This window comes from Pantoea sp. RSPAM1, assembly GCF_038816185.1.
Taxonomy (GTDB): domain Bacteria; phylum Pseudomonadota; class Gammaproteobacteria; order Enterobacterales; family Enterobacteriaceae; genus Pantoea; species Pantoea ananatis.
Window position 1 is genome coordinate 4,592,747 of record NZ_CP046137.1, and the last position, 14,780, is coordinate 4,607,526.

The 14,780-nt window shown below is 49.1% G+C and carries 11 protein-coding genes, 1 tRNA gene and 3 other RNA genes; 4 read left to right on the forward strand and 11 right to left on the reverse strand.

Translation table 11 applies throughout. The features are described 5' to 3' along the window. Nucleotides 1-9 precede the first annotated feature (9 nt). The 10 genes from dppC to GKC68_RS21990 form a co-directional block, all read right to left on the reverse strand. The gene (gene dppC / locus GKC68_RS21945) at nucleotides 10-912 is read right to left on the reverse strand and encodes a dipeptide ABC transporter permease DppC (RefSeq protein ID WP_028725406.1); all 903 of its coding nucleotides are present in this window, start codon (nucleotides 910-912) and stop codon (nucleotides 10-12) included. Between the two features lie 9 nt (nucleotides 913-921). Beyond that, entirely contained in the window at nucleotides 922-1,941 is a 1,020-nt protein-coding gene (dppB, locus tag GKC68_RS21950) for a dipeptide ABC transporter permease DppB (protein WP_047714869.1), read from the reverse strand. A 204-nt stretch (nucleotides 1,942-2,145) separates the two neighbouring features. Continuing rightward, nucleotides 2,146-3,756, reverse strand: coding sequence for a dipeptide ABC transporter periplasmic-binding protein DppA (dppA, locus tag GKC68_RS21955; protein WP_342656501.1), 1,611 nt, complete (start codon nucleotides 3,754-3,756; stop codon nucleotides 2,146-2,148). Between the two features lie 879 nt (nucleotides 3,757-4,635). Further along, a non-coding RNA gene (locus tag GKC68_RS21960) (RtT sRNA) lies at nucleotides 4,636-4,765 on the reverse strand. Between the two features lie 33 nt (nucleotides 4,766-4,798). Continuing rightward, nucleotides 4,799-4,928: non-coding RNA, RtT sRNA (locus GKC68_RS21965), on the reverse strand. Between the two features lie 34 nt (nucleotides 4,929-4,962). Next, nucleotides 4,963-5,092, reverse strand: a non-coding RNA gene (locus GKC68_RS21970) — RtT sRNA. A 33-nt stretch (nucleotides 5,093-5,125) separates the two neighbouring features. Then, nucleotides 5,126-5,202, reverse strand: a tRNA-Pro gene (locus GKC68_RS21975). A 124-nt stretch (nucleotides 5,203-5,326) separates the two neighbouring features. Next, nucleotides 5,327-7,018: a kdo(2)-lipid A phosphoethanolamine 7''-transferase gene (gene eptB, locus GKC68_RS21980; RefSeq protein WP_047714868.1), complete on the reverse strand. Its 1,692-nt coding sequence runs from the start codon at nucleotides 7,016-7,018 to the stop codon at nucleotides 5,327-5,329. A gap of 260 nt (nucleotides 7,019-7,278) precedes the next feature. Next, nucleotides 7,279-7,707, reverse strand: coding sequence for an organic hydroperoxide resistance protein (locus tag GKC68_RS21985; RefSeq protein WP_028725402.1), 429 nt, complete (start codon nucleotides 7,705-7,707; stop codon nucleotides 7,279-7,281). A 97-nt stretch (nucleotides 7,708-7,804) separates the two neighbouring features. Continuing rightward, entirely contained in the window at nucleotides 7,805-8,269 is a 465-nt protein-coding gene (locus GKC68_RS21990; RefSeq protein WP_342656502.1) for a MarR family transcriptional regulator, read from the reverse strand. Between the two features lie 59 nt (nucleotides 8,270-8,328). Between GKC68_RS21990 and GKC68_RS21995 the strand changes: the two genes are divergently transcribed. The 3 genes from GKC68_RS21995 to tnaB all read left to right on the forward strand — a co-directional run bounded on the left by GKC68_RS21995 (nucleotide 8,329) and on the right by tnaB (nucleotide 12,449). Next, complete coding sequence (locus GKC68_RS21995) at nucleotides 8,329-8,922, forward strand: HD domain-containing protein (RefSeq protein ID WP_047714867.1); 594 nt, start codon at nucleotides 8,329-8,331, stop codon at nucleotides 8,920-8,922. Nucleotides 8,923-9,670: 748 nt separating this feature from the next. Then, a complete protein-coding gene (gene tnaA, locus GKC68_RS22000) occupies nucleotides 9,671-11,089 on the forward strand; it encodes a tryptophanase (RefSeq protein ID WP_047714866.1) in 1,419 nt (472 codons plus the stop codon). A 112-nt stretch (nucleotides 11,090-11,201) separates the two neighbouring features. Then, nucleotides 11,202-12,449, forward strand: a complete 1,248-nt coding sequence (gene tnaB, locus GKC68_RS22005; protein ID WP_047714865.1) for a low affinity tryptophan permease TnaB — start codon at nucleotides 11,202-11,204, stop codon at nucleotides 12,447-12,449. 105 nt (nucleotides 12,450-12,554) lie between these two features. On the opposite strand, the gene GKC68_RS22010 is transcribed toward tnaB, so the two are convergent. Next, on the reverse strand, nucleotides 12,555-12,848 hold the full coding sequence (locus GKC68_RS22010; RefSeq protein WP_089528830.1) for an HTH-type transcriptional regulator: 294 nt from the start codon (nucleotides 12,846-12,848) through the stop codon (nucleotides 12,555-12,557). A gap of 1,017 nt (nucleotides 12,849-13,865) precedes the next feature. On the opposite strand from GKC68_RS22010, the gene GKC68_RS22015 reads away from it, so the two are divergent. Continuing rightward, nucleotides 13,866-14,582 carry a DUF3053 domain-containing protein gene (locus GKC68_RS22015; RefSeq protein WP_019106243.1) on the forward strand — a complete coding sequence of 239 codons (717 nt, stop codon included), beginning with the start codon at nucleotides 13,866-13,868 and terminating at the stop codon, nucleotides 14,580-14,582. The last annotated feature ends 198 nt before the right edge of the window (nucleotides 14,583-14,780 follow it).

Sequence of the window (14,780 nt, forward strand, 5' to 3'; positions counted from 1 at the left end):
GGTGCCTCTTTACTGCTTGAGTTTCGGGTCGAGGGCATCACGCAAACCATCGCCCATCAGGTTAAATGCCAGCACAGTAAGCAGAATGACTAATCCAGGGAAAGTCACCACCCACCAGGCACTTTGCGCATACTGTAAGACGTCGGAGAGCATGGTGCCCCACTCCGGCGTTGGCGGCTGCGCACCCATTCCGAGAAAGCCCAACGCCGCCATATCGAGAATGGCGTTGGAAAAGCCTAATGACGCCTGAACAATCAGCGGCGCCAGACAGTTAGGTAAAATGTTGACGAACATCTGACGCAACATGCCTGCCCCCGCAACACCGGAAGCCGTCACATAGTCCCGGTTCACTTCAACCAGCACCGCTGCGCGCGTCAGACGGATATAGTGCGGCAGCGCGACAAAGGTTAGTGCGATAGAGGCATTGACGATCGACGGGCCAAAAATGGCGACCAGAACAAGGGCTAACAGCAGGCTAGGTAGCGCCAGCATGATATCGACAAGGCGCATAATCGTGGCATCAACCGCCCCACCGATATAGCCCGCCAGCAGGCCGAAAATAACGCCAAAAATCAGGGATAACACGACGACCATACAGCCCACCAGTAAGGACAGGCGGGCGCCATACATCAGACGCGATAAAATATCGCGGCCCACGTCGTCCGTGCCCAGGATATAGCTCCAGCTTCCCCCCTCCTGCCAGACAGGTGGATGCAGCAGCGCGTCACGGAACTGCTCCGCCGGCCCGTGCGGCGCCAGTACCTCGGCAAAGATGGCAATCAACAGCATCAAAATGATGTAAACCAGGCCGATAACCGCGCCTTTGTTACGTTTAAAATAGTGCCAGAACTCCTGAAGCGGGGTCATCGGCTTGGGTGCGACATTTACGCTTGCGGGATCAACAACAGACATGATGTCCCCTTATTTCTTGTGACGTATGCGCGGATTCACCACGCCATACAGCAGATCAACCAGCAGGTTGACCAGGATGATCAGAATAGCCGTCAGTAACACTCCGCCCTGCACAACGGGATAATCACGACGTTGCAGCGCTTCGATCAACCAGCGACCCAGACCCGGCCAGGAGAAGATGGTTTCAGTCAGAATCGCCCCTGCGAGCAAGGTACCGACCTGCAGACCGATAACGGTGACAACCGGCAACATCGCATTACGCAATGCGTGGATGACGATAACCCGCATACGCGTCAAACCTTTGGCCCGGGCGGTGCGGATATAGTCTTCACCCAGCACTTCCAGCATGGCGGAGCGCGTCATGCGAACGATGACGGCCAGTGGAATGGTGCCCAGCACAATCGCGGGCAGAATCATATGCATGACCGCATCTTTGAAGTCGCCAGGCTCCCCCCAAATGAACGTGTCGATCAGCATAAAACCGGTCAATGGATGACTGTCGTCCAGAAACACCGTATCGGCCACACGGCCCGAAACCGGCGTAAGGTTGAGCTGGACCGAGACCAGCATAATCAGCATGATGCCCCACCAGAAAATCGGCATCGAGTAGCCGGTCAGGGAAATCCCGACTGCGGTATGATCGAATACAGAGCCACGTTTGACGGCGGCCAGAACGCCGACCGGAATCCCCACGGCAACGGCGAACATCATCGCGCAGATCCCCAGTTCCAGCGTAGCTTTAAAGCGTGGGACGAATTCGGTCCATACAGGAATGCGGCTTTTCAGTGAAATACCTAAATCACCGTGCAGCACACCACTGATATAGTGCAGATACTGTTTCCACAGCGGCTGATCCAGCCCCATCATCGCCATTAATTCAGCATGGCGCTCAGGTGAGATACCGCGCTCGCCAGCCATGATCAGTACCGGATCGCCCGGAATCATATGCACAAACGCGAAGGTCAATAATGTAATACCGATGAACGTTGGGATGACAAGCCCCAGACGCCGGAGTATGAACTGCAGCATAGGCGTAAATCTCAGTCGTTTTCCTCTGGCCCTGGCCAGAGATAACATTGCTCATTAACCGCATCCGGCGACAGCAGGACGCGACGCAAAAAGCGCTTCTTTTTGTATAAGTAATTAGCCGAAAAAAAAGAGCAGCTAACAGGCGACCTGATACGATCGCCTGAGGGCCGGTAAAACCGGCCCTGACTGCAATAATCCGAAAGGTTATTCCTGAATATCGACAGTTTCGAAGTGATGTTTACCTAATGGATCAACCACATAACCCGTCACTTTCTTACTCACCGGCTCATAAACGGTGGAGTGCGCGATGATCAGCGCTGGCGCCTGGTCATGCATTACCACCTGAGCTTGCTTGTAGTACTCAATACGTTTGTTGTGGTCAGATTCCGCACGGGCTGGCTGAATAAGATCTTCAAACGGCTTGTAGCACCAGCGCGAGTAGTTAGAACCGTCTTTGGCCGCCGCACAGCTGAACAGGGTCGCGAAGAAGTTATCCGGATCGCCATTATCACCGGTCCAGCCCATCATCACAGTTTGATGTTCACCTGCTTTAGCACGCTTCAGGTACTCGCCCCACTCATAGGTCACAATCTTGGCTTTCACGCCAATCTTCGCCCAGTCCGCCTGAATCATTTCTGCCATGCGGCGCGCATTAGGGTTATAAGGACGCTGAACCGGCATCGCCCACAGGTCGATTGAGAAACCGTCAGCCATACCCGCTTCTTTCAGCAGGGCTTTCGCTTTCTCAGGATCGTAGGGGTAGTCTTTAACGTCGTTGTTATAGCCCCACATTGTCGGTGGAATCAGGTTTTTCGCTGGCTGGCCGGCGCCCTGATAAACCGCATCAATGATGGCTTTCTTGTTCACCGCCATGGTCAGTGCCTGACGCACTTTCACATTATCCAGCGGCTTTTTCTCGGTGTTAAATGACAGATAACCGACGTTCAGACCAGGCTGTTCCATCAGATTAATTTTGCTGTCTTTCTTCATGCTGGCGATATCAGCCGGGTTCGGATACGGCATGATCTGACATTCGCCTTTCTGCAGCTTGGCGTAGCGTACTGACGCATCGGGGGTGATCGAGAAAACCAAACGATCAATTTTTGGCTTGGTTCCCCAGTAATCCGGGTTCGCTTTGTACAGAATACGCGAGTCTTTTTGGTACTGCTGAAGCACAAACGGACCGGTACCTACTGGATTCAGGTCAATTTTCTCCGGTGTACCCGCTTTCAGCATGTTGTCAGCGTATTCTTTGGACATGATGGACGCAAAATCCATGCCCAGATCAGCCAGGAATGGCGCTTCAGGACGGGTCAGCACAAAGCGAACAGTATGATCGTCCACTTTTTCAATTTTGCTGATCAGCTTTGGCATATCCATACCTTCAAAGTACTCGTAGCTGCCGCCAGAGACGTTGTGGTACTTGTTGTTTTTATCTAACTGACGCTCAAAAGAGAACACCACGTCATCTGCGTTAAACTCACGCGTAGGTTTGAAATCTTTCGTCGTCTGCCATTTCACGCCGTTGCGTAAATGGAAGGTATAGGTTTTACCATCAGCACTGACGTCCCACTTTTCTGCCAAACCCGGCACCAGCTCGGTGGTACCGGTTTTGAACTCAACCAGACGGTTATAGATTGGAACAGAGCTGGCATCGTACGTCGTTCCCGACGTAAAGAGCTGCGGGTTAAACCCTTCCGGAGAACCTTCCGAACAATAAACCAGGGTTTTCGCCTGAACACCTGCGGCTACGGTCATGGCGACGAGGCTCAGACCGACCTTCAGCGTCCTGGATTTGGCCAGGGAGTTGATCATGCTTTTGCTCCATTGTGATGTGTTGTTGTGTGCATTGCCTGACCTCTGGTTTTTTTATGCGGTTCAGGCGGTCCACCCTGCGGGTGTGATAAGAGTGAGATAGTTTCTTTGGATAATCCTGATTGATAAGCACCCATCAGAAAAATCTGTATCTGCACTGTTATTGACGCATCAATTTGTCAACAGTTGCAAAGAACGTCAATACAACGGTTACTTATTTACACAGAGTGTGAGGAATAGCAAGCAACGATAAAAAAACCCATACAGACGCAATGCCATATAATGCACAGCGGCGTGGGTTTATATGCCATGTATTCTGCTACAGAGGTCATAATTGAGCAGTGATTTTCGCTAATAAAAAACAGACATCATTTAGCGCCAAATGTTGGATATCTGAACGATTTACTGTGCGTTATGACGTTCACACAGCGAAAAATGCTGTTAACTCTGGGTTAAAAATGACCAACTCGCCATTTTGTGGCATAACCAAAACTTATCTTTTATCCCTCTGTAACCCTCTGATGAGAAGGCCTGCACAGCGATGAGACAATAAAACAGGCTGTCTGGAGCAGAAATTGATTTCAAGGAGGAATTATGGCGGTCCCGAAAAAAGCGTGACATGAGATATTCTAATAACCGAGGCGGGGCAATAGCGTCTGGCAAAGATGTTATTTATGCCTGTGAGAGACGGTCTCCTTTTATGCGAATCCCGCAGGTCAAATTGTCTGCCTGAATCGATTGCCACAGGGCCAGCTCTCCTTCGGGCCGTTGCGTTCGCAACGTTGTCTCGCTGCGCTCGGCGCAACCCTCCTTCGGCGGTGCTCATCCTCTTTTATTCAGGCGAAAAAAAACCTGTCTTTGCAGACAGGTTTCTAAATATGGTCGGCGAGAGAGGATGACGCGCCCCTGCGGGACGCGCCCTTCGGGCCGTTGCGTTCGCAACGTTGTCTCGCTGCGCTCGGCGCAACCCTCTTTCGGCGGTGCTCATCCTCTTTTATTCAGGCGAAAAAAAACCTGTCTTTGCAGACAGGTTTCTTAAATATGGTCGGCGAGAGAGGATTACGCGCCCCTGCGGGACGCGCCCTTCGGGCCGTTGCGTTCGCAACGTTGTCTCGCTGCGCTCGGCGCAACCCTCCTTCGGAGGTGCTCATCCTCTTTTATTCAGACGAAAAAAAAACCTGTCTTTGCAGACAGGTTTCTTAAATATGATCGGCGAGAGAGGATTACGCGCCCCTGCGGGACGCGCCCTTCGGGCCGTTGCGTTCGCAACGTTGTCTCGCTTCGCTCGGCGCAACCCTCCTTCGGAGGTTCTCATCCTCTTTTATTCAGGCGAAAAAAAACCTGTCTTTGCAGACAGGTTTCTTAAATATGGTCGGCGAGAGAGGATTCGAACCTCCGACCCACTGGTCCCAAACCAGTTGCGCTACCAAGCTGCGCTACTCGCCGATGGGGGCGCATGTTACTGCTCCCCCCAGGAAGCGTCAACCGCTTTTTGCGCTTTGCCGCCCAATCGCCTGGAAAGCAGGCGGCCAGTGAGTTTTATGCTTTGCCACGAAAAATTGCCTTACCGCTACAGCGCTTTTGACGCTGTTCCGGCAGGTGCCTGACACCAGTTATTAGCCTGCTTAATCCCGCCATCTGGCGAGGTATAACCCAGGCAGCCCATAATGGTATCAAACAGCTCGACATGACGATGGGTTTTGCCGACGCGCTGTTGCGCCTGCAGGCGTTCGAAGTTTTCGCGGTTTGTCGCGTCAGCCAGATATTTATCTGACGCCCAGACCATCATAGGAACACGGAACTGCTCCGGCGGAGCCATTTCACGCGGCGTACCATGCAGATGCATATTGTCGCTGATCGATTCGCCATGGTCGGATGCATAAAACACGATCGCTTTTTTATCACGCAGCTGATCCAGAACGCTGTCCAGCATGCTGTCCACGTAAAGGACGGAATTATCGTAAGCGTTGATCAGTTGCGCTTTGCTACAGGTTTCATCCACGCCCATGCATTCTGGCTGATAGCGTGCAAAACTGCGCGGATAGCGCTGTGAGTAGAGATAATGTGAGCCCTTGGTGTGCAGGACAACCAGATGCTTACCCTTCGGGTAGCGCTGCAGTGAGGCCTGTAACTCAGGCACCAGCAGCATATCATCTACTGATTTACCCTGGTTACGTGGCTCAGAACCAATCTGCTCACGGAATGAGAAATTATTGGCGTTGATGTTATCGTAGAACCAAACCTCACTTTGCATCGCAAACAGCTCAGATGTGAAGCCCAGTTCTTTCATCACCGCGAACACATTTTGCTCTTTCAGTGTTCGCCCGGGATTGTCCATGGTGCCGCCTTCGCGCACAAACATACAACGCAAAGACAACTTGGTCGCGGTATCACAAGATTCGCCACGGAATGCGACCAGGTTTTTCTCTTTAGAGAGCTTAGGGGTGGTGTTTCGCTCATAGCCCAGCAAGCCCATATGGTCCCAGCGGGTGGTTTCGCCAATAACAAACACCACATAGGTATCATCTAACCCCGGAGGAGCAACATAGGTATATTTCTGGGCAGGGTCCAGGAGTTCCTGATTTTCCAGCGTCTCGTCAATCCTGGTCCAGGTAAACAAACCCAGCGCGGCCAGCCAGTTAGAGGGGAGATATGAGTGCGCGACAATTCCGCCATAGCTTGGCAGATCGACGTTGGTCACTTCCTCATTCGCCTTTTGCAACTTGTCGAAGTAACGGATGGGTAACCACACGAGCGCAACGCAGGCCAGCATAATCAAAGTGGGTTTCAGGCGCTGTCCAGGCGTACGTAGCTGCTCATTGAGCGTCATACTGAGGTTGTTGCGCCAAATCATAAACAGTGGCAGCGCGCTGACCAGCACCATCCACAGGATAAAGTGATAACCCACCACCTCTTTTGACAAATCGGTATCTGTCGTCATGACTGATGCAACGATTCCGTAGCCAATGACCACATTGAAAAAGGCCATATAATAGCCAGCAGCAACAGAGATCAGGACGATCAGGGTAGCCAGAATCCGGTAGAACCATTTTCCGCCTAGCGATAACAACCGCATCAGGAAAAACGTCAGCAGCACGATAGCGACGACTTCGGTAAACGCAGTCAGCCAGTTTGTCACGGTTGATCGGGTCAGAAAGGCATTAAACCGGCGATAAAAGATTGGTAAATTCAGAAAGATACCAAGATACAGAGCCAGCAGGAGCGACAGCTTTTGCTGTGTTAATGATTTTATGTAATTCATGAAAAATGGTGTTTCCCCGGAGCGAAGCGCTTAACTAAACGTTAATCTGACTGCCATATTTCGGCAGAGTTCGCGAATTAAGCGGGCCGGATAAATAAGAAGAGTATTCTGAACGTTTTTACGCGTCATAATGCGAAGTGGCACAGTTAACCATGCGGCAACAAATTAGACCAGAGAATAATCCCGGACAGGACGTTTCAAAAACGTCACTCAGAAAGGCGCAGAGAGAAAAAAGGGCCTGTATTCAGGCCCTTGGGCGTTTAGCGAAGGATATTCAACGTGACATCAATGTTGTTGCGCGTGGCATTTGAATAGGGACAAACGATATGAGCCGCATCAACCAGTTTCTGCGCTTCGGCTTCGTCCATTTCAGGCAGGTGAATATTCAGCGTTGCTTCAATACCGAAACCATTCGGGATAGGGCCAATACCCACTTCGCCCTCAATCCATGCATCTTTTGGCATCGCAATTTTGTCACGGCCAGCAACGAACTTCATTGCCCCCAGGAAGCAAGCTGAATATCCCGCGGCAAAAAGCTGCTCCGGGTTAGTGACTTCGCCACCTGCACCGCCCATCTCTTTCGGTACACCCAGTTTCACATCCAGAACGCCGTCGGATGAGGTTGCACGACCATCACGCCCGCCGGTAGCCTTAGCTTTTGCACGGTAAACTACTTGTTCTAAAGACATATCTGTTCTCCATTACACTATTTAATCGCTTGCGACTTATTAAAAAGCACCGAGCTGTTAAGTCGGTCTGACTCGTTTCTACATCCAGATTAAAAATTTAGCGCGGCACCATGAGTTTGTCACGTAACTGGTTCAACTGCAGTTTGAGCGAATTCATTTCATCTTCGCTGCAGTCAGATGCACACTGAATCTCATCAGGAATGCTCTCAGCCTGCTGGCGCAGCGAACGCCCTGCACCCGTTAAACTCACGACGACCTGACGTTCATCCTGACGCGAACGCTGGCGATTAAGTAAGCCCGCATTTTCCAGCCGTTTCAGCAGCGGCGTCAGCGTTGCAGAATCCAGAAAGAGGCGTTCACCAATTTCTGATACGGTCAGTGAATCCTGTTGCCACAGTACCAGCATCACCAGATATTGCGGATAGGTAATATCCATCTGTGTGAGCAACTTACGGTATACTTTATGCATCGCCAGGTTGGCGGAATAAAGTGCAAAACAAAGTTGCTGATCGAGCAACAGTGGCGCAGCTTTCACTTTTTTGTCATCTTGATTACTGTTCATAGACGCAATATAAATAGCGCACTAGTTAATTGCAAGCAATTTATGAAATGAGGTAGTGCATGCAGGATTCTCTGGAAGAACTGGCGCGCCGCTATGCCACACAAGCCCATGCCGAAACGGGTCAACGACGCAAATATACTGATGAGCCCTACATCGTGCATCCCGCTGCCGTTGTAGAACTGGTCAGAAGCATCACCGATAATCCTGTGATGCTGGCCGCAGCCTGGCTGCATGATACCGTGGAAGATACGGCGACCACCCTCAATGATATCCAGACGCATTTTGGTAACGAGGTCGCGAAGCTGGTTGAGATGCTGACCAACACGGCACCACAGAGTGCCAAGAACCGTGCGGCACGTAAAGTGGCCGATTTCCGCCATACGGCTCAGGCCAGCCCAGAGGCACAAACGATAAAGCTGGCTGACATTATTGACAATACACGTTCAATTGTTCGTTTCGATCCCCATTTCGCCCGTGTTTATCTGATTGAAAAAAGGCTTCAAATTCAATTACTCGGACAGGGCAACTCAGAACTCTGGCGTCAGGCTTCTGCCAATATTGAAAATGGCATTACGCAACTGGCTGAGGCTCCCTATAACGTGCCCGAGAAGTGGTTTGTGAAGCAAGCCGCGAAATACGGTGGGTTGAGCTAAAACCCACTGCTGCATGCGGTCGCCTTTGTTTGAAGTAAACTGCACAGGGTAAGCCAGTCATCATGCACCGATCACCGATTATGTGATTTGCAGGTTTGCAGGTTTGCAGGTTTGCAGGAAACGGTAAGCCCGACCTGGGAATCCTCTATCGATTACGATCGGCACGGCTTTCTCTTTTACAGCGATCAGAGAGGGCATCTAAATGTGGGAAAAAATCGCTTTTTTAAAAGTAATTAGCAAGCAGGAAAACTGTCAAAAAAATGTATTTTTAAAATAAAAAATAAATAATCATTAAGACAGAAAGAAGGTTTCATGTGATATTAGTCACGATAACTAAACGTAATGCTAGACATAAAGAATTAATATAATAGGGTGGCACTATGTTTAATGAGAGTTGAAATATTATGATCATCTTAAACAACAGCAGCATAATATCCAAATGGTTTAACATTGATAATGTTATTGTCAATCACCTGCCCTAACGCCTTCTTTTTACAATCGCCCATCTCTTTCGACTGACAGGGTCGTCATTTATCGGGCGCATTTTCAATCATTCAGACTTTAAAAACCCTGCATTATTGTTGCGATCCGTTTACTTGCCCAAAACTGGCTGTTAAAAACGCGATGCAACATACAATGCAGTCACGTTTCTTATTGGCTGAAACAGGATAAAAAATTTGCCTGGGTTTTTAATTCATTCATTAAAAAAACCTACGGCATCGGCACATCTGAATAACAGGACATGATGATGGATAACTTTAAACACTTACCTGAGCCATTCCGAATCCGTGTTATTGAACCCGTCAAACGCACGACACGAGAGCATCGTGATGCCGCGATGATAAAAGCCGGAATGAATCCCTTCTTGCTGGATAGTGAAGACGTTTTTATTGATCTTCTCACCGATAGCGGAACCGGCGCCGTTACGCAAAATATGCAGGCTGCTATGATGCGAGGCGATGAATCTTACAGCGGCAGCCGCAGTTACTACGCGTTATCGGAAGCGGTAAAAGCTATTTTTGGTTATGCCTATACTATTCCAACACATCAGGGCCGTGGCGCAGAACAAATTTATATTCCGGTATTAATAAAAAAACGGGAGCAAGAAAAAGGTCTGGACAGAACAAAAATGGTGGCCTTCTCGAACTACTTTTTTGATACCACACAGGGCCACAGCCAGATAAATGGCTGTACCGTGCGGAATGTATATATCAAAGAGGCTTTCGATACCGCGGTTCGCCACGACTTCAAGGGCGACTTTGATCTTGAGCGCCTGGAGAAAGGCATTCAGGATGTCGGCGCAGAGAATGTGCCCTATATTGTTGCCACTATTACCTGCAATTCCGCCGGCGGGCAGCCCGTGTCGCTGGCAAACTTAAAAGCCATGTACCAGATTGCAAAAAGATATGACATTCCGGTGGTCATGGATTCAGCCCGCTTTGCCGAAAACGCGTACTTTATTCAGCAGCGGGAAAAAGCGTACAAAAACTGGACAATCGAAGCGATTACCCGGGAAAGCTATAAATATGCCGACATGCTGGCCATGTCGGCAAAGAAAGATGCGATGGTCCCCATGGGTGGCTTATTGTCTTTCAAAGATGACAGCTTCTTTGATGTGTACACCGACTGCAGAACTCTTTGCGTTGTTCAGGAGGGATTCCCCACCTATGGTGGGTTAGAAGGCGGCGCAATGGAACGCCTGGCGGTGGGGCTCTATGACGGCATGAATCAAGACTGGCTGGCTTATCGTATCAGTCAAATTCAATACCTGGTTGATGGTCTTGAATCGATTGGCGTGACCTGCCAGCAAGCCGGTGGCCATGCTGCCTTTGTCGATGCCGGGAAATTATTGCCGCACATTCCGGCGCATCAGTTCCCGGCTCAGGCACTTGCCTGCGAGTTATATAAAGTGGCCGGTATTCGGGCAGTCGAAATCGGCTCGTTTTTGCTGGGCCGCGATCCTAAATCAGGAGAACAACTGCCCTGTCCGGCCGAACTGTTGCGGTTAACCGTTCCCAGAGCAACTTACACACAAACGCATATGGACTTCATCATCGAAGCTTTTGAACATGTGAAAGAGAATGCGAGCAACATAAAAGGATTAGCCTTTACCTATGAGCCTAAGGTTTTGCGCCATTTCACCGCAAAACTTAAAGAGATTTCATAGTCATACCTGTACAGTGAGCAGCTGTGTTGGCCACGGCTGCTCCATTCCCCAGCCCATCAGGCATAAAAATTATAACAACGATAAAAGCGAAGAATATTGTTAAGAGGACACCATGGAAGAAAATACAGATCAGAAACACTCCGCCTTTTGGGGCGTGATGGTTATCGCTGGAACCGTCATCGGTGGGGGGATGTTTGCACTTCCTGTCGATCTTGCGGGCGCGTGGTTCTTCTGGGGCGCTTTAATTTTGATCATTGCCTGGTTTTCCATGCTTCATTCCGGTCTGCTGTTACTGGAAGCTAACCTGAACTATCCAACAGGCTCAAGCTTCAATACATTAACCAAAGATCTGCTGGGTAAAAGATGGAATGTAATAAGCGGTATTACCGTTGCTTTTGTGTTGTATATACTGACTTACGCTTATATCTCCGCTAATGGCGCGATTATTGGCGAAACCCTGTCCATGCATTCCAGCATGACGATACCTTCACGTGTTGTCGGCATCGGTACAGCGATTTTCGTTGCCAGCGTGTTATGGATTAGCTCTCTGGCAGCCAGCAGAATCACCTCGCTCTTTTTGGGTATTAAAATTTTAGCCTTCGTCATTGTTTTTGGCTCTTTATTTTTCAAAGTTGATTTTTCAATCCTCAGCGATGTTAGCAGTATCAGTGAAAGCAATCGTTATTTTCCTTATATCTTTATGGCCGTTCCGGTTTGCCTTGCCTCTTTTGGCTTTCACGGCAATATTCCCAGCCTGATCATTTGTTATGGAAAACGAAAAGACAAGCTGGTTAAAAGCATTGTTCTCGGTTCACTGCTGGCGCTGTTGATCTATCTTTTTTGGCTGTATTGCACCATGGGGAATATTCCGCGTGAAAAATTCAAAGAAATCATTTCTTCAGGCGGAAATGTTGACGCGCTGGTGAAGTCTTTTATGGGAACTCACCCTGGCGGCGTCATTGCGTTTTTCTTACTGGTTTTTTCTAATCTCGCCGTTGCCAGCTCTTTCTTTGGGGTCACGTTGGGGTTGTTCGACTATCTGGCGGATCTGTTTAAAATCGATAATTCTCACTTTGGACGATTTAAAACGGTGCTGTTAACCTTTCTACCTCCCGGCATCTTATATTTGCTCTTCCCCAATGGTTTTATTTACGGTATCGGTGGCGCAGGATTATGCGCAACAATCTGGGCAGTTATCGTCCCTGCCCTGCTGGCGTTAGAATCGAGAAAACGTTTTCCCAATAAAACATTCACTGTATGGGGCGGAAAGGTTATTCCGGCTGTGGTCATTTTATTTGGTGTCACCGTCATCATCTGCTGGTTTGGCAATGTTCTTAACATCTTGCCAAAGTTTAGCTGACCGACAGGAAACAGGCTTAATGAAGCCGGTTATCAGGCAGAGGTATTGAACGGCCGGTCACTCACGTGACCGGTACCAGCAAAAGCCGGGAGACGACTTAGTGACTTAATCGAGTAACTGACGCCCAAGGTAGGGATTGGCGTGAAGTAATTTCATCAATTTTTGTGCAGTTGCGGAAGGACGCGTACGCTGGGCTTCCCAGCTTTTAACCGAAGAAACGCTAACGCCCATAATCCTGGCAAACTCATCTACCTGCATGCCTGCCATTTCGCGTAAACGCTGTGGCTCTGGCAAGGCTGGCTGACGCTGGGTTTGCAGCGTTACGGGGCTGTTATCACGTGTCAAAACAATCTGCTCAAGGCTGCTGAGCAATTCAAACATTGGGTCTTTTAACTCCATAGAGAACTCCTTAAAACTCACTATGAATCACGTGAAAGAAGGTACAAGAACCTGAAATCAGGCTCAGAAACCGGATTAAGCAAGCTGCATCCCTTAAGAGTTTGTTTTTATTGTAAGAAAACCCTTATGGGACACAGCCTGACCTGCATTGCTGTTAAACATGTCAACACAATACCACAAATGCCGGGAGACTAAGTATGGATAGAGACCTGACAATTTGCAGTGAAAATTAAACATTTTTTTTAACTTTACAATCCTGAAAAATGGTTAATCTACTTAACCTTTTGAAGCGCTTGATTTTGTTAGCACAGTCCCTGTCAACAGCACCGGTCGCGTTTTCTTTATGGCCTGCAATCAGGTGACGAACTGGCCAGGATAACCGCACCGGCTCTGTGAGTTGGTTGCAAAATATGCGCCAGACTTTCATTTTCTAAACACATGCAGGCTGGAGAGTGCTGTCAGCCATCACGCCTTTCTCGCTGCTAAAAAGAGAAAACGCTTGCCAGGCCTGACGTAGGTGGCGCCGGAAACGTTGAAAAGGGAGTCAGCTTTATCATCGAAGGACAACATGACGTTTTAATTATAGTGAACACGATAATTTGTGCGATTCGTGCCAGTGATTGCGTTCATGCAGGCGTTTGCACTACTTTAATGCAGACGAACAATTTTAGGGCAACTCGTTAATGGACATTTAACGTTAACGATTCAGATGGAACATCTATGTCGCTTGAAACATAAGATGGAATTAATTATTTATGACCTGTATTTATGGATCCGTTAGCTCCCCTTCGCGCGGACTCGTTATCGGTGCAAAAAAGCCCGAGTCGCGGATGCGCTGGCCTTCTTTTCTGACACCCTAAGCCTGTAACATCATCTTAAACACGCTTAAGGCAAACTTTCTTACAGGTTATGGCCTTACATCGCGCTTTCGCATTGTGTGGCCGTTATCCTTTGTTCTATTCTTTAGGCCACTGCTTATCCGGACATCAGCCAGTTTTACCGACAGGAGTTGAACCCATGGCTTCAGGCATTTCCCGTATCCTGGCACGCAGCGGCATTTTGCTGACTGGCGTGCTTCTTGTGCTGCAACTTACCGCATGTGGTGATAAAGAGGGCGAACAGCGCAAAGCATTTATCGATTTTCTGCAAAATACCGTTATGCGTAGCGGTGAACATCTACCCAGCCTGAGTGAAAATCAGAAACAAAGTTTTGGCCCTTTCACCGGTGATTACGCCATTCTTTATGGCTTCTCGCAGCAGGCGAACAAAGCTGTGGATCAGGGGATGCGCCCGGTGGTGGATGAACTTTCTGCTATTCATGTGCCGCAGGACTATCTGAGCCGCCACGACTCACTGGCCCAGGCCAACAGCGCCTTGACGGTGGCTACCCAGCAACTGGAAACCGCAAAAATGCAGGCAGATAAAAGTAAAAGCGCACTTAAACAAAACGACGACCTGAAAAAAGTCTTCGATACCGCGTATGACAAAGTGGTTACGCAGCCTGCTGGCCAGTTGATCCCATTGCTACCCAAACTGCAGGCACTTAGCCAGGATGCGGTAAAGACCGGTGAGTTTTTGCAGGCTCAGGGAACACGAGTCAGTTTTAATAACGGTGGCGTTCAGTTCCCAACGCAGGAACAGGCAACGCAATATAATGACTTAATGACGAGCTTATCAGCTAATGTGCAAGCGCTGAGCCAGGCTAAAAATGCAGTACAGGGTAATTTGCAATAATTTGCGCGCAGGGACGGGTCATTTCTGTCCCTGACCTGAGCCAGGTGAATAACTGACTCCGCATTCAAACGGGCCTGATCAAAATGTGATCCGGCCCGTTTTTTATTAAATTAAATTGTGATCTAAATCTCATTTATCAAACAAAGCTCAGCGCCATAAATGTGATCTCAATCACTATAAATCGATTTCTATGGCTAA